This is a genomic window from Mesorhizobium sp. M0601 (assembly GCF_040320845.1).
Taxonomy (GTDB): Bacteria; Pseudomonadota; Alphaproteobacteria; order Rhizobiales; family Rhizobiaceae; genus Mesorhizobium.
Genome location: NZ_JAMYQK010000009.1, coordinates 75,071 through 95,391 on the forward strand (window position 1 = coordinate 75,071; position 20,321 = coordinate 95,391).

Here is a 20,321-nt window from a genome sequence, read left to right on the forward strand (position 1 = left end):
AGGTCATTCAAGAAGCGCGGCTTAGGCCCCGTTGCGCAAAAGCGGAAGCAACTGATCGCCTTGCCGCTTGATCTCGGAAAGATACGGCGTGTCCGAGAGCACGAAATGCGTGATGCCCAGATCCCGGTATCTGCCGAGCGAGCGGGCGACGTCGGCGGCCGAGCCGACCAGCCAGGTGGTGCCAGCGCCGCCGCCGCCATATTTGCCCGGCGCAGTATAGAGATTGTCGTCCAGCACCTCGCCGCGCGCGTGCAGATCGAGCAGACGCTGCTGGCCCACCGCTACCGCCCGACCGTGATCGTTCCAGCCGGCTCCCTGGCCCTTGGCCATCTCGTCGACCTTCGCTTCTGCATCCGCCCAGGCCTGCCCAGCGGTGTCGCGGACCAGCGTGGTGACCCGCAACCCGAACTCCAGAGGCGGGAGGTCTCGGTCGAGTTCCCTGCTCAAGGCTTTGAGCCGCTCGATCCGCTCCCGGACGCCGTCGAGCGGCTCACCCCAAAAGAGCTGGACATCCGCCTCGCTGGCCGACACCCGCTCCGCCGCCTCCGACGCGCCGCCGAAGTAGAGCTTGGGATGGCGACGATCGCCACGGACATGGATGCGGGGCATCACGGTAGAGCCAGTGACCTGGAAGTGCTCGCCCGCAAAGGTCACGTTCTCTTCAGTCCAAAGTCTGCGAACCAGGCGGATGAACTCTCTGGTACGGGCATAGCGATGTATCTGGTCACCTTCGCTGTCGCCATAAGCAGCGAGGTTGTCCTTGCCTGACACTATGTTGATACGCACGCGACCGGCGGTCAGCTGGTCGAGCGTGGCTACGGCGGATGCGAAGTGCGCCGGCCGCCAGTACCCCGGGCGGATCGCGATGAGCGGCTCGAAGGAGGTGGTCCGCGCGGCGAGCGAGGCCGCGACAGTAAAAGTGTCGGGCCGACCCCAGCCGGTACCGATCAGCGCGCCCTTCCAGCCGTATTCCTCAAGCGCCTTCGCGTGGCTGGTCAGCGTCTCCAGGCTGTTGTGGTCCTCGACGGCCGGCTCGCCGCGGTGACCGGGATCGACCTGGTTCGGGATGTACCAAAGAAACTCGGTATCAGCGCTCATTGTCGGGCCTGTATTTTGGCCGGGCATGAGGTCAATGGCAGGACCTTCCCCTCCGTTGTATTTTGATGACCATTCAATGGGTGGCCTCATGCAGCGCTGGCGCCTTGTGCGGCTGCGGTGCAAAGCGGCTTTCGGGTCTGGCAAGCCCGAGATGGTCGCGCAGCGTGCGCCCCTCATAGTCGGTGCGGAACAGGCCGCGCCGGCGCAGGATCGGCACCACCGTATCGACAAAGACCTCCAGTCCGGTCGGCAGCACGTCCGGCATCAGGTTGAAGCCGTCGGCGGCGCCGGCGACAAACCATCTTTCGATATCGTCGGCGATCTGCTCGGGCGTGCCGACGATGGTGCGGTGGCCGGTGCTGCCGTTCAGCGCCCGGATCAGCTGGCGAACGGTGAAATCGTTGCTGCGCGCGAGCGCGAGCGTGGCCTTGAAGAAGGTGTGGCCGCCATTGGGGGGCAGTTGAATCCCTTCTGGCAGCTTCTCGTCGAGCTTCAGCCGCTCGCGATCGATGCCGAGCACGCCGGACAGCCGGCCAAGGCTGTAGTCGAGCGGGATGCGGTCCCAGAGCTCTCCTTGCCGCCGCTCCGCTTCGGCCTCGGTGCTGCCGATGATGGTGGCTAGGCCGGCGAGGTTGAGCGGCACGCCGCCGGTGCGGCCATAGGCGACGGCACGCGCCTTAAGTTCCCGCGCATAGCCGAGCGCTTCCTCGAAAGACTGCGATGCGGAAAACACAGCTTCGGCGTGGCGGGCGGCGAGGTCCTTGCCGTCATCGGACCCGCCGGCCTGGACGACCACCGGATGCCCTTGCGGCGAACGCGGCACATTGTGCGGCCCGTGCACCGAGAAATGTGCGCCCTTGTGGTCGATGGCGTGAACCTTGGTTGCATCGACGAAGCGCCCGCTGGCGACATCACCGATGAAGGCATCGTCCTCCCAGCTGTCCCACAATGCCTTGACGATGTCAGCGAATTCCGCGGCCCGCTCGTAGCGCCGGCCATGATCGATGGCACCGTTGAGGCCGAAATTGCGGGCCGAGGCGGGATCGGCCGTGGTGACGATGTTCCAGCCGATGCGTCCGCCGCTGACATGGTCGAGCGTCGCGAAGCGCCTGGCGATATTGTAGGGCTCGTTGAAGCTGGTTGAAGCGGTGGCGATCAGGCCGATGCGCTCGGTTGCGGCGGCTACCGTCGCCAGCACGATGGTCGGCTCCAGCGACGTGATCGGACGATAGTCAATGCGGTCCGATATCGCCGCCTGGTCGGCAAGGAATACGGCGTCGAGCTTTGCGCGCTCTGCGATCTTCGCCACCTGCACATAGTGGTCAACGGTGAAGGCGGCATAGGGGTCGACGCCGTCCATCCGCCATGCCGCCGGCGAGAAGCCGGCATGCAGGATGTTGACGTTGAGATGGAGCTGCCGGCCGCTCATCGAAAGACGCCGGGCTCGGGATATGCGCCGGTCAGATACCAGGTGCCGACGGTGCGGGTCTTGTATTCGGCAGGGTTGTGCAAGGTGTGAATGCGTGCGTTGCGCCAGAAGCGGTCGAAGCCGTATTTGCGCACCGCCGAGCGGGCACCCATGACCTCGAATATCTCGGTCGTGACTTCGAGCGCAACATCGCCTGCCAGCACATTGGCCGCGGCGACGGCAACCGCCGCCTCACCGCGTTCTTGCTCGGTCAGCGCCTTGCCGCGCGCGATCGCATGATCGATCGCCGCCGCCGCGCGATCGGCCAGCGCCGTCGCCGCCCGCGTCTTGACCCACAGCTCGCCATACTGCCGCTTGATCCATGGATCGTCGATATGGCGCTCGACGCCGGAATACATCCACGGCCGCGAACTGTTGAGCGTATAATCTCGCGCCGCCAGCAGCGCGCCCTGGGCCGTGCCGACAAAGACATTGAGCAACACGCTCTGCTGCTGCAGCGGGCCGATGGTGCGGATTGGCAACGACGCGTCGACCCAACCGCGCACCAACTCGCTGTCGTGGATCCTGACGTCCTTGTAGGCGACCTTGCCGCTGCCGGTCTGCGTCTGGCCGATGCCGTCCCAGTCATCGAGAACGGTGATGCCTTCACGGTCCGCGGGGATCGCTGCAAACTTCCTCTCGCCGCTGCTCTCGTCCTCCCACGAGGTCGAAAGATAATCGGCAACATGCGAGCCGGAGGCAAAGGGTTTGAAACCATTGACGATCGTCCACTCGCCATCCTTGCGGCCGAACAGCGTTTTGGAAAAGCTGTTGCCGGTGTTGCCCCAGAACCAGTCGCCGGCAGCCGAACGCCGAAGCAGATCGGCTGAACGCGGCTCGTCCGAGTTGAGCCTGGCGGCGATCAATGCGCTGAAATGGTAGCCATAGATATGGCCGATCGAGCCGTCGACCTTGGCGAACTCGCGGCCGATCTTCAGCGCCGTCGAATAGGGTTCGCCGGCGCCGCCGAATTCCTTGGGAATGACGATGGTGAGCAGGCCGCTCTCCTTGAGCAGCCGTATCTGCTCGACGGGCCTGCCGCCAAGTTGGTCGCGCTCGACCGCGTCGCGGGCAAAGATCTCGCGCAGCTCGGCCGCCTTGGCGATCCATGGATTGGAGGTATCAGGATCGAAGGTCATGCTGTCACTCATGCAGATGCGGAAAGCCGTGGCGCTCGGCAAGCAGTGCAAGAATGCGCCTGGTGTCATCGGCGAAGACCTTGCCCTTGGCCGTCGGCAAGTCGGCGGGCGGATTGCTGCCGATGATCAGCACCGGCAGCGACTGGTGCCGTTCGCCGAGCGCGTCGATCACCTTGCCTCTCGGCCTCGAAAACGGCACGCGCTCAACGTCGAGTCTGGCGGCGAGATCGGGAAAGGCTGCGAGCAATCCCTCAACCTGGTTGCAATAGGGGCAGACGAACGTCTGGCCCGGCTGATTTGGGTCGGCGAAACCCGGCTGGATGAGAAAGAGCGTGTCGCGCGCCATTGCCGGCCTATTCCGCAGCTGCCGCGGCATGCCGCGAAAAACGGTTTGCCGGTCGCTTCAGGCCGAGATTGTCGCGCAAGGTGCTGCCCTCATACTCGTCGCGGAACAGGCCACGGCGGCGCAGTTCCGGCACCACCAGCTCGATGAAATCCTTCAGGCCGCCGGGCATGATCGGCGCCATGATGTTGAAGCCGTCGGCGCCGTAATTCTCGAACCGCTCTTCCATGGTGTCGGCGATCTGTTGCGGCGTGCCGACCACCTGCCAGTGGCCGCGGGCGCCGGCGATGCGCAGATAAAGCTGCCGGATCGTCAGGTTCTCGCGCCACGCCAGATCGATCACCAGCGCTTGCCGGCTCTTGCCGGCATTGGTCTCCGGCAAATCCGGCACCGGCCCGTCGAGCGGATAGGCGCTGAGGTCGAAGCCGCCGGCCAGCGCCGAGACCAGACCGAGGCCGACTTCCGGCTGGATGAGATCCTGCAGCTGTTCGAACTTCCCCCGCGCCTCGGCTTCAGTGCGGCCGACGACCGGGAAAATGCCTGGCAGGACTTTCAGGTCATCCTCCGAGCGGCCATATTTGCCGAGCCTGCCCTTGACGTCGGCATAGAAGGCGGTGGCTTCGTCGAGCGTGATCTGCGCGGCGAAAATCGCTTCCGCGGTACGAGCCGCCAGCTCTTTGCCCGGACCCGACGCGCCGGCCTGGACCACGACCGGACGACCTTGCGGCGTTCGCGGCGTGTTCAGGGGACCACGCACCTTGAAGTGCTGGCCCTTGTGGTTCAGCACATGCAGTTTGTCCTTGTCGAAATAGCGCCCGCTTGCTCTGTCGCGCGGGAAGGCGTCATCCTCCCAGCTGTCCCACAGGCCGAGCACGACATCGGCGAATTCCTCGGCGCGGTCGTAGCGCTCGCCATGCTGGATATGCGTCTCGTGACCGAAATTGAACGCTGCCTCCGGATCGGAAGAGGTGACCAGATTCCAGCCTGCGCGCCCGCCGCTCAGATGGTCGAGCGACGCGAACTGGCGGGCCAGATTGTAGAGATCGGAAAAACTGGTCGACGCCGTGGCGATGAGGCCGATGTTCCTGGTCACAGCCGACAGTGCCGACAGCAGCGTGATCGGCTCGAACGGATAGACGCCGCTATGCGCCTTGCGGCTGGCGGCCTCGAGGTTGCTCAGCCGCGCCGCGACGCCATCGGCAAAGAAGATCGCGTCGACTTTGGCCGCTTCCGCCAGCCGGGAAAGTTCGACGTAGTCGCCGAGGCTGGTCCCCTCGCCTGCCGCTGGATGGCGCCAGGCCGCCACATGGTGACCGGTGAAGAGCAGAAACGCTCCCAGCTTGAGCTTGTCCTTGCGCCTGGCCATTTTTTTCGCCTCCTCAGCGGTACAGTCCGCCGGCCGGGAATTCCCCGGTCAGCAACCAGGTGCCGATCGTGCGCTTCTTGTATTCGGCCGGATTGTGCAGCGTGTGCGTGCGCACGTTGCGCCAGAACCTGTCGTAGCCATTGGCCTTGGTGGCTGAGCGGGCGCCCATCACCTCGAAAACCTCGCTCGACGCGTCGAGGCCGATTTGTCCGGCGTAGACATTGGCGGTGGCGAGATCGATCGCCGTCTGCCCGCGCTGCTCCAGGGTCAACGCCTCGCCTTGGCCATAGGCGGCATCGAGGCCGCATGCTGCTACATCGGCCAGTTCGGCCGCCGCGAGCGTGCGGATATAGAGGTCGCCATATTTGCGTTGCACGAACGGATCGTCGGTATGTTTCTCATAGCCGGAATAGACCCAGGGGCGCGATTGCGAGACCGTATAGTCGCGGCCTTCGCTCAGCGCTCCTTGCGCGCTGCCGACGAACAGGTTGAGCAGGACCGCCTGCTGGAACAGTGACGTCAGCGTCTGGAACGGCGTCAGCGGCACCGCGGGCGAGCCAATCAGTTCGTCGTCGCCGACATGCACGTCCTTGAACGTGACCTTGCCGCTGCCGGTCTGCCGCTGGCCGACACCATCCCAGTCATCCTCGATGACGATGCCCTCACGGTCAGCCGGGATCGCTGCCGCTAGTCGATCCTGGCCGTCCTCCCAGGCAACCTGGATGTAGTCTGCGATGTGTGAACCGGAGGAGAACGGCCGAAAGCCGCTCAGGATCCAGCCCGTGCCGTTGCGCCTGGCCGTCGACGTCTTCGACATGGCGTTGCCGGAATTGCCCCAGACCCAGTTCTCCCTTGCCGAGCGTGTCAGCAGCCGGTCCCTCTGCGCCTCCGTGCCACGGAACAGCACGCCATTGAGCGGCAGATGATGGTATCCGTAGAGATGGGCGAGCGAGCCGTCGGTGCGGGCGAATTCGCGCACGACGCGCAGCACCGACAGCCAGGGTGCGCCCTTGCCGCCATAGCGCTTGGGAATCTGCGCCGACGGCAGGCCGCTTTCCTTCAGCAGGCGGATTTGCTCGACCGGCCGCCCGCCGGCCTTGTCGCGCGCCACGGCATCCCGATCGAAGATATCGCGCAGTTCGACCGCCGTGGCGACGAACGGATCAGAAAGGTCAGGGCTGAAGGTCATCGGCGCTTGTCCATCGAAAAATGCCTATTCCGCCGCGATGGTCTGCGCCGGCTGCCAGACGGAAGCGGCATAGGCGTCTTCGCCGAACTCGGCCGGATGGCTCCCGGTTATGCGGCTCTCATGGCTGTCGAGATCGGCGAGGAAGAGATCGCGGCTAATGCGCGCCACCACGGCCGGTACATCGCGCCTGATCGACGGAACATCGCCAATCGGCAGGCCGAAACTGACGAAGCCGCCGGGATTGAAAACATGGATATTCTTCAGGAACGGTGCTTCGCCCGGCGCCTTCTCGAGGAATTCATGGCCGAGGCCGAGATAGGGATGGGCGCCGAAAAATTCATCCAGCTCTGCTTCCGGCGGCGCGTACTGGTCTCGCCATAGCCGGATGGTGGCGGCGAAATCGGCGAACTCAGGCTTGCGCGTCGGGTCGGCGAAATAGCCGGTGCCGGCGACGACGAAGTCGAACGCAAACGTCTCGCCTGCGATATCGGTGACGACCTGGCCGTCTTCGACATCCGCATTTGTCCAAGGGGCACCGAGATAGAGATGAAAATTCTGGTGCCGCACCGCCCGCTCCACCGCATCGAGCGGCGGCGTTGAACCGGCCTCGCGGAAGCGCAATGCCTGGCGCCAGCGCACCGCATCGGGCAGCCGAGGATAATTGTCATAGGCGCCGGGATAGCTTCGCACGCGGTTGATCGGCACACTGGCAATGCTGTTGCGGCGGGCAAAGAGACGCACCGATTTCGCGCCGGCCTCAAGGGCAGCTCCGGCCGCATCGAATGCCGAAGCCGCCGACCCGACGACAGCGATTGCCTTGCCCTTGAGCGAGGCAAAATCGATTGCCGCTGAACTGTGTGCGACAAGGCCCCGCGGCAAGGCGGCAAGTACCGCCGGTATCACTGGACCGCCGCTGCCGCCAAAGCCATTGGCCAGAATGATTTTGCGCGCCGTTTCGACCGATGGCGTGCCGTTGGCTCCGAGGTGGAGGCGAAAATGCCCGCCATCCGGCTCGATGCGAATGAGACGCGTGCCGTAACGAATGCCGATGCCGAGAAAGTCGCGATACCATTTCAGGTAACTCGCCCAATCCGTCCGCGCGATGCGGTCGAAACCGGCATAGGCTTCCACACCATGACGGGCTTCATACCATGACTGAAAGCTCAGGCCTGGCAGACCGAGTTCCGGTCCCGGCAGCCCCTTCGGCGTTCGCAGCCGGTTCATCCGTGCATGAGTGAACCAGATGCCGGCCTTGCTTTCATCCGGTGCCGCGTCGACGACAGTAACCTTGCCGATGCCGGCACGCCTCAACGCGAAGGCAAAGGTCGCCCCCGTCTGCCCACCGCCAACGATGAAGACATTGTGGTCGATGCCTTCCCGGTCCGGCACCCAGTTCTGCGGATCGGGGCCGATCAGCCGGAGCGTCTCCCGGGCGTGGTGATCTGGATCGGTCGGTAAGGCCATTTCGGTCCCGGCTGAAGTTGAGCTCATCAAACTCCGCCTCGGTCGGCAAACAGTCCAGAAATGTTCGCTTTGATTGGTCGGTAGTTTTTTTCACTTGCATTGCGACGACGCGCTTTCACAGCCGACGAATGGGCGGCGCGTGTGGCCTCCCTGAAGCCGGAGCATCTTTTTGATATTGCAGCGGGCTCAAGCGCACTGGTCATTTTATTTCTTACGGCTCACGCGTAATGCGCCGACGCAGTCGGGCATTGGTGTCGAGCACATCAGCGGCGTCGCGTGGTCAGCGGGATCAAGCTTGATCTTGGTCGACCGACATGGGTGACGTCCGCCATCTGAAAGACGGCAGATCGCGGATACACCAGCAACGGTCCTCGCAGGATAGGACAGCGCAGCTACTCAACAGGCGTCCCAAGAGGCCCGTCGGCTACTCCATCGCAGGAACGAAAACCAGAAGAGTAGCGGACCTTTCGTGTGCAGTTTTTGCACACGATCTCTCATAACATATTGATTTTATGTATTGATCTGTCCCATCCATCACCGGACATTGCGGAGTATCCTGGTGGAGGTGGGCGGCCGACACGATTCGAACTCTGGCGCGACAGGTGAAATGACTGCCGTTCTCAAAGTTTGTTGGCCGATAGTTGGTGCGGGTGGTCGGGCTCGAACCGACACTCCTTTCGGAACTGGATTTTGAATCCAGCGCGTCTACCAGTTTCACCACACCCGCAAGGCGCTAACTCATTTACCTCTCAACGCTCTCATGCTGCACCTACGCAGAGGGTGGCAGTTCGAGAATTAAGCGGCTCTTAACTCCTAACCCATTGACCTCCAATCCTATTACCCTGCGGGCTGACGGTAGACGCATCCTGATTTTGAGTCGAGCGCGTCTACCAATTCCGCCATAGGGGCTCAGGCCGGGCGGCCTGGATGGGCGCGGACTATACGGTTGGAGGCCTGTTCGTCAACTGGCCAAATCCCGACATCTGGGCTCGCTCAAGCCTCAGCCTTTCGATTTCGTGAAGCAGCTGCCATTGTGCAGCGCGGAAAATCTTTCTAGACAGGCGGCGCATGTCATTGAAGCGCACCTCGTCCGACGAGGTTGATGCTGGGCGCTTCCAAGTCTTGTTTGTACATGTCGTGATCCCAAGACCGCTTCTGGTTTGGGCGTGCATTAGGAGTGCCGATGCTTCGCGGACTTTACGACTGGACCTTGTCGCTGGCGGCGAGCAAATCCGCCGAATGGTGGCTGGCCTTCATCGCCTTCGTCGAGAGCTCGGTGTTCCTGGTGCCGGCCGACGTCCTCTATCTGCCGATGGCGCTGTCGCGGCCGGATCGCGCCTATCGTTACGCGCTGGTCGCCACCGTCGCCTCGGTGCTGGGCGGCATCGCCGGCTGGTTCATCGGCCATTATGCCTATGATGCGATGGCGCGGCCGATCCTCGAATTTTATGGCAAATATGACGAGTTCGAGGCGATGCGCGTCTCATCGGGTGTTGGCTTCATCATCCTGATGCTGGTCACCTCCGGCCTCGCCCATCTGCCGCCGATCAAGGTTGTGACGATCCTGTCGGGCGTCATCGGTGTTCCTTTGCTGCTGTTCATCGTGCTGGCAATCGTGGCGCGCGGTGCTCGCTTCCTGTTTCTCGCGTGGCTCTTGCGCCGCTATGGCGAGCCGATCCGCCACTTCATCGAAAAGCGCCTTGGCCAGATTGCAGGCGCCGCCGCCGCCGCCCTGATTTTGCTCTATATCGTCGTCAAATACGCCGTCTGAACGGCATCGAACCGAATGGACTGAGCCCGATGACAGCGACCGTGAATACCGATACCGGACGCCAGCGGCTGCGCACCGCCCTGTTCCTCGCTGTCGCCATGGCCGCCACGGTCGGCTCGGCGCTGGCCTTCCAGTATCTCGGCGGCTACATCCCCTGCAAGCTCTGCCTCGAGCAGCGCACGCCTTACTACGTCGGCGTGCCCTTGATGCTGCTGGCGGTGCTTGCGTCGGCTCTTCAGGCGCCAGCCTGGGTAAGCCGTGGCCTGCTGGCCATTGGCGGCCTGCTGATGCTCTACGGCGGCTATCTCGGCGTTTATCACTCCGGCGTCGAATGGGCGTGGTGGCCAGGCCCGACCGATTGCACCGCAGCCGCCGGGCCGGTGGACACCGGCGGCAAGGGCGTGCTCGATGCGCTCGACAAATTCGTCCCGCCCTCCTGCGACAAGGCGGCGCTCCGCATCCTCGGCCTGTCGCTGGCCGGCTGGAACGCCATCGCCAGCTTTGTCCTGGCAGTCGTAGCCTTCCGCAGCGCCTTCGCCCGCGACTGATTTAGCGCGACACGAGATCATCCAAGAATTCGGCAGGCTGAGTCGGGTGGAGTGATTGCCGAGAACCGAAGCGGAGCGGACATTGGTCCGTGAGCATCGGAAGCGCAGAAAATCGCTTCAGACGGCCAGCCTCCCGAATTATCGGATGATCTCACGGCTCGAGTTCGACATCCCAGTACAGATAATCCATCCAGCTTTCGTGTAGATGGTTGGGCGGGAACAGCCGGCCGTTATTATGCAAATCATGCACCGTCGGCTGGTAGGGCTTCTGCAGCGGCCACATCTTGGCGTGGGCCGGCATCATGCCGCCCTTCCTCAGATTGCAGGGCGAGCAGGCAGCGACGACATTCTCCCAGGTCGTGGCGCCGCCGCGATGGCGAGGAATGACATGGTCGAACGTCAGATCGTCCGGCGTGCCGCAATATTGGCATTGGAAACGGTCACGCAGGAAGACGTTGAAACGGGTAAACGCCGGATGCCTCGACGGCTTCACGTAAGCCTTCAGGCTGACGACGCTCGGCAGCTTCATCGAAAAGGTCGGTGAAGAGACGGCGTGTTCGTATTCGGCGACGATGTTCACCCTCTCGAGGAACACCGCCTTGATGGCATCCTGCCAGGACCAGAGCGACAGGGGGTAATAGCTGAGCGGACGGTAATCCGCGTTCAGCACCAGCGCTGGAAGCCCATCCGGAGATACGGCAACCGTCACGTCGTTGACCTCCTTCACCCTAGAACCGGTCGGCGCGGATACTGTAAGCCCGACATGACAGGGATGTGAAGCGGATTGTCGATCATGCCGGGTCTCAAAAACGCATGATTTCAATGCTTTTTTGCGGATTCAGGCCGGAGGCGCGGCATCCCTGCCCTTCAATTCGCGATAATAAGCCCAGAAAAGCCGCGATGCGACACCGCGCCACGGGCTCCATGATTCGGCAAGCCGGATCAGCATTTTCTCCGGCGGACGCGGGTCGATGCCTAGTGCATGGCCGACCGCGCTCTGCAATGCAACGTCGCGCGCCGGAAAGATGTCCGGGTGTCCGGCGGCAAACAAAAGGTAGACTTCAGCCGTCCACGGGCCGATCCCCGGCACCCTGGTCATGGCCGCGATCGCCTCGCTTGCATCGAGCCGACAGAGGTGATCGAGGTCGAGCCCGTCGGCCACCGCCCGGGCGACGGCAAGCAGGCCGCGCTGCTTGGGTCGCGACAGCCCGGCCTCGCGAAAGATCACCTCGTCGGCGGCAAGTATCGCCTGCGGCGTCAGCGGATCGAGCAGTCTCGTCAGCCGGCCGAAGATGGCGTCGGCGCTCGCGCGGGACACTTGTTGCGAAACGACGATGGAAGCAAGGCTCCTGAACCCCGGCTCCGATAGCCTGAGCGGCACCTCGCCGGCCATGCCGCGCACTCTTTCCAGGCGTGGGTCGAGTAAGCATAGCCTATCCAGCCCTTGCGCAATGTCGTCGAGACTGGCGATGCGTTGCATGTCTGCTTGTTCCAAAATCAAAAGTGCCGCACGCTTCGTCACGTGTCCCTCTGGACGCACGACGCCACCGGCGCAAAGTAGCAATTGGCGAAAGCGCCACACAACCCGATTGCCGCCGGACAATGACACTGCTGACATTCCGCTTCGCGCCGAGCCCGAACGGCGAACTGCATCTCGGCCATGCCTATTCGGCGCTGCTCAATCAGAAATTGGCAAAGGCGACGGGCGGACGCCTGCTGCTGCGCATCGAGGATATCGACACGACACGCTGCACGCCGGAATTCGAGGCAGGCATTTTTCGCGACCTGAAATGGCTGGGGCTTGGCTGGGAGGAACCGGTGCGCCGCCAGTCCGAGCATTTTGCCGAATATCGGGCGATGCTCGAGCGGCTGATCGAGGAAGAACTTGTCTACCCGGCCTTCATGAGCAGAAGTGAGATCCGCGCCTTCATCGCCGACAGCGAGAAGCGTGGCCGCGACTGGCCGCGCGACCCGGACGGCGTGCCGCTCTATCCTGCCGCCGACAAGGCGTTGACGGCGAGCGAACGCAAGCGGCGCCAGGCCGAAAATGTGCCATTTGCCTGGCGGCTGGACGTCGATGCGGCAATAGCGCGCGCCGGCAAGGACCTGTCATGGGCCGAATACACGAACGAGACGCTCTCCGCGACGCGTCGTGTCGAAGCCCATCCGCAGGATTGGGGCGACGTGGTCGTGGCGCGCCGCGAAATCCCGACCAGCTATCACCTCGCCGTCACCATGGACGACGCGCTGCAGGGCGTCAGCCATGTCGTGCGCGGCCAGGATCTCTATTCCGCGACCAGCGTGCAGCGGCTGCTTCAGCAACTGCTTGGCCTGCCGCAGCCGGCCTATTTTCACCATCGCCTGATCCTCGGCCCGGACGGACGAAAGCTGTCGAAGAGTCTTGGCGATACCGGCCTTGCCGCCCAGCGTAAGACGGGCGCATCGCCGGACGATGTGAGGCGGCTGGTCGGTCTCTAGCGGCGCCAAAGGCATTCCTTGAATGGAATTGAGCCTATGGATCAACGGTTTGGTTTTGCCTTCCGCTCGGAACGGCATTAGAGCAAGCGCGACAATCAGTCCTCACCGACGCGTGGCCTCCGGAAAAATGCACAGCCTCAAGCGGTTCATCCCCGCCTCTTTCGTCGTCCTGTGGGCGACCGGCTTCATCGGCGCGCGCTATGCCATGCCGTGGGCGGAGCCCTTTACTTTCCTGGCCGCGCGCTTTGTCCTGGCCGCAATCCTGCTTGTCGCTTTGATGGCCGCACTTGGTTCGAGCCGCGCCACCCGCGACGAGGCGCTGCACGCGACCGGCGCCGGCATCCTGATGCATGGCGTCTATCTCGGCGGCGTGTTCTGGGCCATCCACCGGGGCATGCCCGCTGGGCTTTCAGCCCTGATCGTCGGCCTGCAGCCGCTGATCACGGCAGTGCTCGCCGGCAGGCTTCTCGGCGAGGCCATCCTGCCGCGCCACTGGGCCGGTCTCGGCCTCGGGCTGATCGGTGTGGTGATCGTGCTCTGGCCGAAGCTCGGCGCGCTCGGCGGCGGGGTGACGGCCGAAACACTGGGCGCCTCACTTGTCTCGGTGCTCGGCATGAGCGCCGGCACGATCTGGCAGAAGCGCTTTGCTTCCGGCGGCGATCTGGTGGCTGCCACGTTCTGGCAATATGTCGGCGGCGCATCTGTAATGGCCTTGGCCTCGCTAGCCTTCGAGACGCGAACGGTCATCGTCAATGGCGAACTGATCTTCGCCATGGCCTGGCTCGTGCTGGTGCTGTCGATCGGCGCCATCTTCCTGTTGATGGTGATGATCCGCGACGGCGAAATGTCGAAGGTCGCCTCGCTGTTTTACCTCGTGCCGGCCGTCACCGCGGTCATCGCCTGGGCATTGTTCGGTGAGCACTTGAGCCCGCTCCAGATCGCCGGCATGGCGATCGCGACGCTCGGCGTCGGGCTGGCGACGGCTCAGCCGCCGACGCGGGCACGCGCCTCTAAATAGCGGCTGATCGCGGCGTTGAGCTCGCCACCGAGGATGAAGATCGCTGATACGATGTAGAGGAAGACGACGGCGATCATGATCGAGGCGAGGCCGGCATAGGTCGTCACATAGGACGAGAAATGATCGAGATAGGCGGCGAAGATGGTCGACCCGATGAGCCAGCCGACCAGCGTGAAGATGATGCCAGGCACGATCGAAACGAAGCGGCGCTTGCCGGCCGGCAACCAGAAATGCACGGCGAACAGGCCGCCGATGATGACGACCGAGGCGATGACGTAACGCCACAGCGTGATCGTGCCCATGTAGGGCTTTATCCATTCGAAATGCGACTCGGCCAGCCGTGCCAGCAACGGCGCGAAGACCAGCAGCACGCTGATGGCCAAAAACCCGGCCGTCGCGATCAGCACGAAGATGATGCTCTGCACCCGCCGGTAGATGATGCCGCGCGTTTCCGAGACACGATAGGCCCGGTTGAGCGAGGTGCGCAGCGCCTCGATGCCGTTCGAGGCGAAATATCCGGCAAGCACGATACCGTAGGTCAACAGGTCACTGCGCCGGACGGTAAGCACGTTGAGCACCTCGCGCGCGATCGGTTTGGCGATCTGCTCGGGCCATGTGTCGAACACAAGGTGCACGGCGGTGTCGGCGAAAGCCTGCGCGCCGAAAAAACTCGCCAGCGTCGTAGCGAAGATCAGGAAAGGAAAAAGCGCCATCAGCGCGGTGATCGCCAGATGGCTGGCCATTGCCCAGCCGTCGTCGGTGTTGAAATGGCCGAGCGCGTCGTAGAGGACGCGTTTGAGGGCTACGATCTTCCGCAACAAGAACCGCGTTCCCTTCGATTGTCCCGACGCCGCGAATATGGGAAGGGTTTGCGGTAAATGACAACCCTAGGTCAAACCACCATTCCTCCCGGAGAAGAGTTGCGCACCATCATTGTCACAGGTGCCTCTTCCGGCATAGGCGCCTATTGCGCCCATGCTCTTAAGAGGGAAGGCTGGCGGGTGTTCGCAACGGCCCGAAAGCCCGAAGATATCGCCGCGCTCGAGGCCGACGGCATCGAGGCCTTTTATCTGGACTACACCGAGCCCGGATCGATCGAGGCGCTGGTGGCGTCGGTGCTGGAACGGACCGGCGGCCGGCTCGGTGCGCTCTTCAACAATGGCGCCTACGGACAACCCGGCGCCGTCGAGGACCTGCCGGTCGAGGCTTTACGGCAGCAGTTCGAGGCCAATGTCTTTGGCTGGCATGATCTCACTCGCCGCGTCGTACCGGTGATGCGCCGTCAGGGCCATGGTCGTCTCGTTCATTGCTCATCGATCCTCGGCCTCGCGCCGGTGCCTTTTCGCGGCGCCTACTCGGCATCGAAGCACGCTATCGAAGGGCTGATGCTGTCCCTCTATCAAGAACTCCGGGGTAGCGGCATCCATGTTTCGCTGATCGAGCCGGGGCCGGTGAAATCGAAGATCGCCAGCAACAGCCTCGCATGGTTCCTGGCGAATATCGATCACGAGAATTCCGTTCATCGCCTCGCCTATGCGGCGCAACTCAAACGGCTGCGGGCCGGCGGCAGCACATCGCGGCTGAAGCCCGGGGCGGAGGTGGTTTATGCCGCCTTGCACCATGCGCTTCTGTCGCGGCGCCCGCGCCCGCATTATGTGGTAACAGTGCCGGCCAGGATCGGTGTGATCCTTAAACGCATCCTGCCGGCTTCTGCACTCTACCGTCTGCTCGCCAATCGCGCCTGAACGCAATTCAACTGGAACACACCATGGCAACCGTCTTCAACATCCTCGCCGTTCTTGTCATGGTCGCAGTGGTGATCGTGCTGATCCGCGGCCTCATCAACATGATGCGCGGCGGCTCCAGCATGACCTCCAACAAGCTGATGCAGACGCGCGTGCTCTTGCAGTTCGTGGCCTTGGTGCTGATCATGCTGGCGGTGTATTTCACCCGTAAGTGACGCAGCACCAGCCGGGAGGTACCCCGTGGTCAAGCTCAACAAGATCTACACCCGCACTGGCGACGATGGCACCACCGGTCTCGGCTCCGGCGAGCGGCGGCTGAAATCCGACCTTCGCATCGACGCCTACGGCACGGTCGACGAGGCCAATGCCTGCATCGGCATGGCCCGCATTCATACCGCGGCAGTAAATCCGGCGATCGATGCGATGCTCGGCCGCATCCAGAACGACCTTTTCGACCTCGGCGCCGATCTGGCAGTCCCCAATAATGGCAAGCCGCTCGACTACGAGCCGTTGCGCATCATCGCCTCGCAGACCGACCGCGTCGAACAGGACATCGATCTCCTCAACAAGGACCTTGAGCCGCTCAAATCCTTCGTGCTCAACGGCGGTACGCCGGCAGCGGCTGCCCTTCACCTCGCCCGCACGGTGGCCCGCCGCGCCGAGCGCATCATGGTTGCGCTGTCGCAAGATCCAGACGAGCACGTCAACCGCGAGGCGATAAGATACATCAACCGTGTCTCGGACTTTCTGTTCGTCGCCGCACGCGCGGTCAATGACAACGGAAATGCCGACGTGCTATGGGTTCCCGGCAAGAACCGCTGAATCTGCCGGAACCGGGAGAGGCCTGATGTTTATCCCGCTTTATGACACCAACCGGCTGCGGCACATCAAGCTGCAATATGTGACGATCAGCCTGATCGCGCTCAACGTGCTGATCTACTTTGTCACCACATTGGGCGGCGAGGATTTCGCCAACGCCGCGGTGATGGGCCTCGGTTTCATCCCGTCGGTTGTGCATGACAGCGTCGAGCTCGCTCCGCAATTTGTCGTCATTCCGGAGAGCCTGAGCTATCTGACCTATTCCTTCCTGCACGCGGATATCTTCCACCTCGGCGGCAACATGCTGTTCCTGTGGGTGTTCGGCGACAATGTCGAGGATGCACTTGGCCATGTCCGCTACCTCGTCTTCTACCTGCTTTGCGCCATCGCCGGCGCTTTCCTCCAGGGTCTGGTTGCCTGGGATTCGCGGGTGCCGCTGATTGGCGCGTCGGGCGCCATCGCCGGTGTGGTCGCCGCCTATCTGATCCTATATCCGCGGGTGAAGGTATGGGTGCTGGTCTTCGCGCGCATCCCGTTGCGCATCCCGGCGTTCATCCCGCTGATCCTGTGGATCCTGTTCCAGATCTTCATGTTCTCCCAGGGGGGCGAGGATCAGGTTTCCTGGGCCTGCCATATCGGCGGCATCATCGCTGGAGCCGTGCTGGTGCTTGTCTTGCGCAGCCGCGGCGTACCGCTACTCGCCGGCGCAGACGAGGAGCCAGCCGTGGTCGCCGGTCCGGCGCCCGTAGCCGGGGAGCCGGCGCCAAGCGACCCACAACCTGCGCAGCCGGCGCCGCGCTGGGGCCGGGGAAGCGTTTCCGGTCCGGACTGAACCGATTTGAGTGCTTCGCAGAGGATCCGAGTGCGCCCCGGATATTGACGCGCGGGGTCGCCGCAACTACGGAAGCGCCACCCTACTGGCGTGGCGAAGACCAGAATTCCGTCCGGAATGTCGGCTTTCGACAACTATGAAGAGGTGCACGCTGCTATAGCGCGCCCGACGAGCGTGAAGAGACTATCGTGAAAGAGGTGACAGGCAAATGAAGATCCTTGTGCCCGTGAAGCGGGTTGTGGATGCGAACGTCAAGGTCCGGGTGAAGGCGGACGGTTCGGCGGTGGAACTCGCCAACGTCAAGATGGCGATGAACCCGTTCGACGAGATCGCGGTCGAAGAGGCGATCCGGCTGAAGGAAGCTGGCAAGGCCGAAGAGATCATCGTCGTGTCGATCGGGCCGCAGCAGGCACAGGAGACCTTGCGCACGGCGCTCGCCATGGGCGCCGACCGCGCCATCCTGGTCAAGACCGACGAGCAGACTGAGCCGCTGGGCGTCGCCAAGGTGCTGAAGGGCGTCGTCGAGGCAGAACAGCCCGGCCTTGTCATTCTCGGCAAGCAGGCGATCGACGACGATTCCAACCAGACCGGCCAGATGCTGGCCGCACTTCTCGGCTGGGCGCAGGGCACCTTCGCCTCCAAGATCGTGCTCGACGGTGACAAGGCCACGGTGACGCGCGAGGTCGATGGCGGCCTGCAGACGCTGGAACTGAAGATGCCGGCGATCGTCACGGCCGATTTGCGGCTGAACCAGCCACGCTACGCGTCTCTGCCCAACATCATGAAGGCCAAGAAGAAGCCGCTCGACGAGAAGAGCCCTGCCGATTACGGCGCCGACGTCAAGCCGCGGCTTAAAGTGCTCAAGACCGAGGAGCCGGGCGGCCGCAAGGCGGGCGTCAAGGTCAAGAGCGTCGCCGAACTGGTAGACAAGCTGAAGAACGAAGCCGGCGTGCTCTAAGGAAATCCGATGAGGCCCGGCCTGCAAACGGCCGGTTTCTCCGCTTCCGGTGCTCACGTACTGAAGTACGCTCCGCTCCGGTTCTCGAAACCAACCGTTTTCGACTCGGCCTGACCGGATTTCAGGAGCCTCGAAGACGAAAGTCAGGAAAACATCATGGCTATTCTTCTGATTGCCGAACACGACAACGCTGCGCTTTCCGACCAGACCGCCAAGGCGCTTTCGGCGGCGCTGCAGATCGGTTCGGACGTGCATGTGCTGGTTGCCGGCAAAGGTGCCAAGCCGGCAGCGGACGCCGCCGCCAAGCTCAAGGGCGTCACCAAGGTGCTGCTCGCCGACGCCGACGAACTGACCGAGCGTCTCGCCGAACCGCTGGCGGCACTCGTCGTTTCGCTTGCTGAGCCATACGAGACGATCATCGCGCCGGCGACCTCGTCGGGCAAGAACGTCGCGCCCCGCGTGGCGGCGCTGCTCGATGTCGCCCAGATATCTGAAATCATCGAAGTCGTGTCGCCCGACACCTTCAAGCGGCCGATCTATGCCGGCAACGCCATCCAGACGGTGCAGTCCAGTGACGCCAAGAAGGTCATCACGGTGCGTACCGCTTCCTTCCAGGCAGCGCCCGAGGGCGGTTCCGCGCCGGTCGAGACGGTCCAGGCGGCGGCCAATCCCGGCCTGTCGAGCTTTGTCGAGAACAAGCTCTCCGAGACCGACCGTCCAGAGCTGACCTCGGCCAAGATCATCATCTCGGGCGGCCGTGCGCTGGGCTCCTCCGAGAAGTTCCAGGAGGTCATCCTGCCGGTCGCCGACAAGCTCGGTGCGGCGGTTGGCGCATCTCGCGCCGCCGTCGATGCCGGCTATGCGCCGAACGACTGGCAGGTCGGCCAGACCGGCAAGGTGGTAGCGCCCGACCTTTATATTGCCGTCGGCATCTCCGGTGCCATCCAGCACCTTGCCGGCATGAAGGATTCGAAGGTGATCGTTGCCATCAACAAGGACGAGGAAGCGCCGATCTTCCAGGTCGCCGACTACGGTCTCGTCGGCGATCTCTTCGTCATTCTGCCGGAACTGCAAAAGGCGCTTTGACGCCTTCTGCCAAAGCGTATTAAATTCTGAGGGGTGGGGTAGACGAAGTCGCCCCGCCCTTTTAGTTTGCACTGCACAAAAAACGGGCCGCAAAGGCCTCGACGGGATCGGGTAATGAGCAAGATCGAAACGATCGGCATCATCGGCGCGGGCCAGATGGGTGGCGGCATCGCCCATGTGTCGGCGCTGGCGGGTTATAAGGTGCTGGTTTACGATATTTCCCCCGACCGCATCGAAAAGGGCATCGCTACGATCAGCGGCAACATGGCCCGTCAGGTCGGCTCCGGCAAACTCGAGGAAAAGCTGCGCAATGAGGCGATGGCGCGCATTTCGGCGGCACCGGCCATGGCCGACCTTGCGGGCGCCGATCTGGTGATCGAAGCAGCGACGGAGGACGAGACGGTCAAGCGCAAGATCTACGCCCAGCTCTGCCCGCAGCTCAACCCCGAGGCCATCCTGGCGACGAACACGTCATCGATCTCGATCACACGGCTGGCTTCGCAGACCGACCGGCCGGAACGCTTCATCGGCATACATTTCATGAATCCGGTTCCGGTGATGAAGCTGGTCGAACTGGTGCGCGGCATCGCCACCGAGGACCAGACCTTCGAGGCGGCAAAAACCTATGTGAAGCAGCTCGACAAGACGATCACCGTCTCGGAGGATTTCCCGGCCTTCATCGTCAACCGCATCCTGCTGCCGATGATCAACGAGGCGATCTACACGCTCTATGAAGGTGTCGGCTCGGTCGACGCCATCGATACCGCCATGAAGCTCGGCGCCAACCATCCGATGGGGCCGCTGCAGCTTGCCGATTTCATCGGGCTCGATACCTGCCTGTCGATCATGCAGGTGCTGCATGACGGGCTGTCGGATTCGAAATACCGCCCCTGCCCGCTGCTGGTTAAATATGTCGAGGCCGGCTGGCTCGGCCGCAAGACCGGGCGCGGCTTCTACGACTATCGCGGCGAGCATCCCGTTCCGACACGCTGATCGCCT

21 protein-coding genes and 1 tRNA gene are annotated in these 20,321 nt (G+C 63.2%); 11 read left to right on the top strand and 11 right to left on the bottom strand.

Going from position 1 to position 20,321, the window contains the following annotated elements; translation table 11 throughout:
* Nucleotides 1-21: 21 nt before the first annotated feature.
* The 8 genes from NKI41_RS11485 to NKI41_RS11520 form a co-directional block, all read right to left on the bottom strand.
* The gene (locus NKI41_RS11485; RefSeq protein WP_352683048.1) at nucleotides 22-1,098 is read right to left on the bottom strand and encodes an LLM class flavin-dependent oxidoreductase; all 1,077 of its coding nucleotides are present in this window, start codon (nucleotides 1,096-1,098) and stop codon (nucleotides 22-24) included.
* Between the two features lie 73 nt (nucleotides 1,099-1,171).
* A complete protein-coding gene (locus NKI41_RS11490) occupies nucleotides 1,172-2,527 on the bottom strand; it encodes an LLM class flavin-dependent oxidoreductase (RefSeq protein ID WP_352683050.1) in 1,356 nt (451 codons plus the stop codon).
* Nucleotides 2,524-3,705, bottom strand: coding sequence for an acyl-CoA dehydrogenase family protein (locus tag NKI41_RS11495; protein WP_352471374.1), 1,182 nt, complete (start codon nucleotides 3,703-3,705; stop codon nucleotides 2,524-2,526). The genes NKI41_RS11490 and NKI41_RS11495 overlap by 4 nt, the downstream gene beginning before the upstream one ends.
* Before the next feature lie 4 nt (nucleotides 3,706-3,709).
* Nucleotides 3,710-4,051 (bottom strand): DUF3088 domain-containing protein, encoded by a 342-nt coding sequence (locus NKI41_RS11500; protein WP_352683052.1) that lies wholly within the window; start codon nucleotides 4,049-4,051, stop codon nucleotides 3,710-3,712.
* A 7-nt stretch (nucleotides 4,052-4,058) separates the two neighbouring features.
* Nucleotides 4,059-5,414 carry an LLM class flavin-dependent oxidoreductase gene (locus NKI41_RS11505; RefSeq protein WP_352683054.1) on the bottom strand — a complete coding sequence of 452 codons (1,356 nt, stop codon included), beginning with the start codon at nucleotides 5,412-5,414 and terminating at the stop codon, nucleotides 4,059-4,061.
* A gap of 13 nt (nucleotides 5,415-5,427) precedes the next feature.
* Nucleotides 5,428-6,603, bottom strand: a complete 1,176-nt coding sequence (locus NKI41_RS11510; protein WP_352683057.1) for an acyl-CoA dehydrogenase family protein — start codon at nucleotides 6,601-6,603, stop codon at nucleotides 5,428-5,430.
* Nucleotides 6,604-6,627: 24 nt separating this feature from the next.
* Entirely contained in the window at nucleotides 6,628-8,094 is a 1,467-nt protein-coding gene (locus tag NKI41_RS11515; protein ID WP_352683059.1) for a SidA/IucD/PvdA family monooxygenase, read from the bottom strand.
* Between the two features lie 615 nt (nucleotides 8,095-8,709).
* Nucleotides 8,710-8,794: transfer RNA gene (locus NKI41_RS11520), tRNA-Leu, on the bottom strand.
* A gap of 456 nt (nucleotides 8,795-9,250) precedes the next feature.
* On the opposite strand from NKI41_RS11520, the gene NKI41_RS11525 reads away from it, so the two are divergent.
* Complete coding sequence (locus NKI41_RS11525; RefSeq protein WP_352471381.1) at nucleotides 9,251-9,838, top strand: YqaA family protein; 588 nt, start codon at nucleotides 9,251-9,253, stop codon at nucleotides 9,836-9,838.
* Nucleotides 9,839-9,867: 29 nt separating this feature from the next.
* The gene (locus tag NKI41_RS11530; protein ID WP_352471383.1) at nucleotides 9,868-10,386 is read left to right on the top strand and encodes a disulfide bond formation protein B; all 519 of its coding nucleotides are present in this window, start codon (nucleotides 9,868-9,870) and stop codon (nucleotides 10,384-10,386) included.
* Nucleotides 10,387-10,537: 151 nt separating this feature from the next.
* Here NKI41_RS11530 and NKI41_RS11535 read toward each other — a convergent pair whose 3' ends face one another.
* Together NKI41_RS11535 and NKI41_RS11540 are read right to left on the bottom strand one after the other, a co-directional pair.
* Nucleotides 10,538-11,095: an HNH endonuclease gene (locus NKI41_RS11535; protein ID WP_023677956.1), complete on the bottom strand. Its 558-nt coding sequence runs from the start codon at nucleotides 11,093-11,095 to the stop codon at nucleotides 10,538-10,540.
* A 129-nt stretch (nucleotides 11,096-11,224) separates the two neighbouring features.
* Complete coding sequence (locus NKI41_RS11540) at nucleotides 11,225-11,866, bottom strand: DNA-3-methyladenine glycosylase family protein (RefSeq protein WP_352471385.1); 642 nt, start codon at nucleotides 11,864-11,866, stop codon at nucleotides 11,225-11,227.
* 122 nt (nucleotides 11,867-11,988) lie between these two features.
* Here NKI41_RS11540 and gluQRS point away from each other — a divergent pair, with 122 nt between their 5' ends.
* Nucleotides 11,989-12,864: a tRNA glutamyl-Q(34) synthetase GluQRS gene (gene gluQRS / locus NKI41_RS11545; protein WP_352471387.1), complete on the top strand. Its 876-nt coding sequence runs from the start codon at nucleotides 11,989-11,991 to the stop codon at nucleotides 12,862-12,864.
* 127 nt (nucleotides 12,865-12,991) lie between these two features.
* Nucleotides 12,992-13,882 carry a DMT family transporter gene (locus NKI41_RS11550; RefSeq protein WP_352471389.1) on the top strand — a complete coding sequence of 297 codons (891 nt, stop codon included), beginning with the start codon at nucleotides 12,992-12,994 and terminating at the stop codon, nucleotides 13,880-13,882.
* Here the strand turns inward: NKI41_RS11550 and NKI41_RS11555 are convergent.
* The gene (locus NKI41_RS11555) at nucleotides 13,849-14,703 is read right to left on the bottom strand and encodes a YihY/virulence factor BrkB family protein (protein WP_292656768.1); all 855 of its coding nucleotides are present in this window, start codon (nucleotides 14,701-14,703) and stop codon (nucleotides 13,849-13,851) included. The genes NKI41_RS11550 and NKI41_RS11555 overlap by 34 nt on opposite strands.
* A 57-nt stretch (nucleotides 14,704-14,760) precedes the next feature.
* Between NKI41_RS11555 and NKI41_RS11560 the strand changes: the two genes are divergently transcribed.
* The 7 genes from NKI41_RS11560 (at nucleotide 14,761) to NKI41_RS11590 (ending at nucleotide 20,315) form a co-directional block, all read left to right on the top strand.
* Nucleotides 14,761-15,627 (top strand): SDR family oxidoreductase, encoded by an 867-nt coding sequence (locus NKI41_RS11560; RefSeq protein WP_352471390.1) that lies wholly within the window; start codon nucleotides 14,761-14,763, stop codon nucleotides 15,625-15,627.
* A gap of 23 nt (nucleotides 15,628-15,650) precedes the next feature.
* On the top strand, nucleotides 15,651-15,842 hold the full coding sequence (locus tag NKI41_RS11565; protein ID WP_023677950.1) for a twin transmembrane helix small protein: 192 nt from the start codon (nucleotides 15,651-15,653) through the stop codon (nucleotides 15,840-15,842).
* Nucleotides 15,843-15,867: 25 nt separating this feature from the next.
* Nucleotides 15,868-16,449 (top strand): cob(I)yrinic acid a,c-diamide adenosyltransferase, encoded by a 582-nt coding sequence (locus NKI41_RS11570; RefSeq protein WP_352615986.1) that lies wholly within the window; start codon nucleotides 15,868-15,870, stop codon nucleotides 16,447-16,449.
* A 25-nt stretch (nucleotides 16,450-16,474) separates the two neighbouring features.
* Entirely contained in the window at nucleotides 16,475-17,278 is an 804-nt protein-coding gene (locus NKI41_RS11575; RefSeq protein WP_352540182.1) for a rhomboid family intramembrane serine protease, read from the top strand.
* 208 nt (nucleotides 17,279-17,486) lie between these two features.
* On the top strand, nucleotides 17,487-18,236 hold the full coding sequence (locus NKI41_RS11580) for an electron transfer flavoprotein subunit beta/FixA family protein (protein ID WP_352615988.1): 750 nt from the start codon (nucleotides 17,487-17,489) through the stop codon (nucleotides 18,234-18,236).
* Between the two features lie 156 nt (nucleotides 18,237-18,392).
* Nucleotides 18,393-19,322 carry an electron transfer flavoprotein subunit alpha/FixB family protein gene (locus tag NKI41_RS11585; RefSeq protein ID WP_023677946.1) on the top strand — a complete coding sequence of 310 codons (930 nt, stop codon included), beginning with the start codon at nucleotides 18,393-18,395 and terminating at the stop codon, nucleotides 19,320-19,322.
* 114 nt (nucleotides 19,323-19,436) lie between these two features.
* Entirely contained in the window at nucleotides 19,437-20,315 is an 879-nt protein-coding gene (locus NKI41_RS11590; RefSeq protein WP_023677945.1) for a 3-hydroxybutyryl-CoA dehydrogenase, read from the top strand.
* The last annotated feature ends 6 nt before the right edge of the window (nucleotides 20,316-20,321 follow it).

Coding starts and splice junctions, on each gene's coding strand:
- NKI41_RS11525 (WP_352471381.1), top strand. CDS start 9,251: ATGCTTCGCGGACTTTACGACTGGACCTTGTCGCTGGCGGCGAGCAAA.
- NKI41_RS11540 (WP_352471385.1), bottom strand. CDS start 11,866: ATGCAACGCATCGCCAGTCTCGACGACATTGCGCAAGGGCTGGATAGG.
- NKI41_RS11580 (WP_352615988.1), top strand. CDS start 17,487: ATGAAGATCCTTGTGCCCGTGAAGCGGGTTGTGGATGCGAACGTCAAG.
- NKI41_RS11590 (WP_023677945.1), top strand. CDS start 19,437: ATGAGCAAGATCGAAACGATCGGCATCATCGGCGCGGGCCAGATGGGT.
- NKI41_RS11495 (WP_352471374.1), bottom strand. CDS start 3,705: ATGACCTTCGATCCTGATACCTCCAATCCATGGATCGCCAAGGCGGCC.
- NKI41_RS11530 (WP_352471383.1), top strand. CDS start 9,868: ATGACAGCGACCGTGAATACCGATACCGGACGCCAGCGGCTGCGCACC.
- NKI41_RS11585 (WP_023677946.1), top strand. CDS start 18,393: ATGGCTATTCTTCTGATTGCCGAACACGACAACGCTGCGCTTTCCGAC.
- NKI41_RS11550 (WP_352471389.1), top strand. CDS start 12,992: ATGCACAGCCTCAAGCGGTTCATCCCCGCCTCTTTCGTCGTCCTGTGG.
- NKI41_RS11505 (WP_352683054.1), bottom strand. CDS start 5,414: ATGGCCAGGCGCAAGGACAAGCTCAAGCTGGGAGCGTTTCTGCTCTTC.
- NKI41_RS11515 (WP_352683059.1), bottom strand. CDS start 8,094: ATGAGCTCAACTTCAGCCGGGACCGAAATGGCCTTACCGACCGATCCA.
- NKI41_RS11575 (WP_352540182.1), top strand. CDS start 16,475: ATGTTTATCCCGCTTTATGACACCAACCGGCTGCGGCACATCAAGCTG.
- gluQRS (WP_352471387.1), top strand. CDS start 11,989: ATGACACTGCTGACATTCCGCTTCGCGCCGAGCCCGAACGGCGAACTG.
- NKI41_RS11565 (WP_023677950.1), top strand. CDS start 15,651: ATGGCAACCGTCTTCAACATCCTCGCCGTTCTTGTCATGGTCGCAGTG.
- NKI41_RS11485 (WP_352683048.1), bottom strand. CDS start 1,098: ATGAGCGCTGATACCGAGTTTCTTTGGTACATCCCGAACCAGGTCGAT.
- NKI41_RS11560 (WP_352471390.1), top strand. CDS start 14,761: ATGACAACCCTAGGTCAAACCACCATTCCTCCCGGAGAAGAGTTGCGC.
- NKI41_RS11510 (WP_352683057.1), bottom strand. CDS start 6,603: ATGACCTTCAGCCCTGACCTTTCTGATCCGTTCGTCGCCACGGCGGTC.
- NKI41_RS11490 (WP_352683050.1), bottom strand. CDS start 2,527: ATGAGCGGCCGGCAGCTCCATCTCAACGTCAACATCCTGCATGCCGGC.
- NKI41_RS11500 (WP_352683052.1), bottom strand. CDS start 4,051: ATGGCGCGCGACACGCTCTTTCTCATCCAGCCGGGTTTCGCCGACCCA.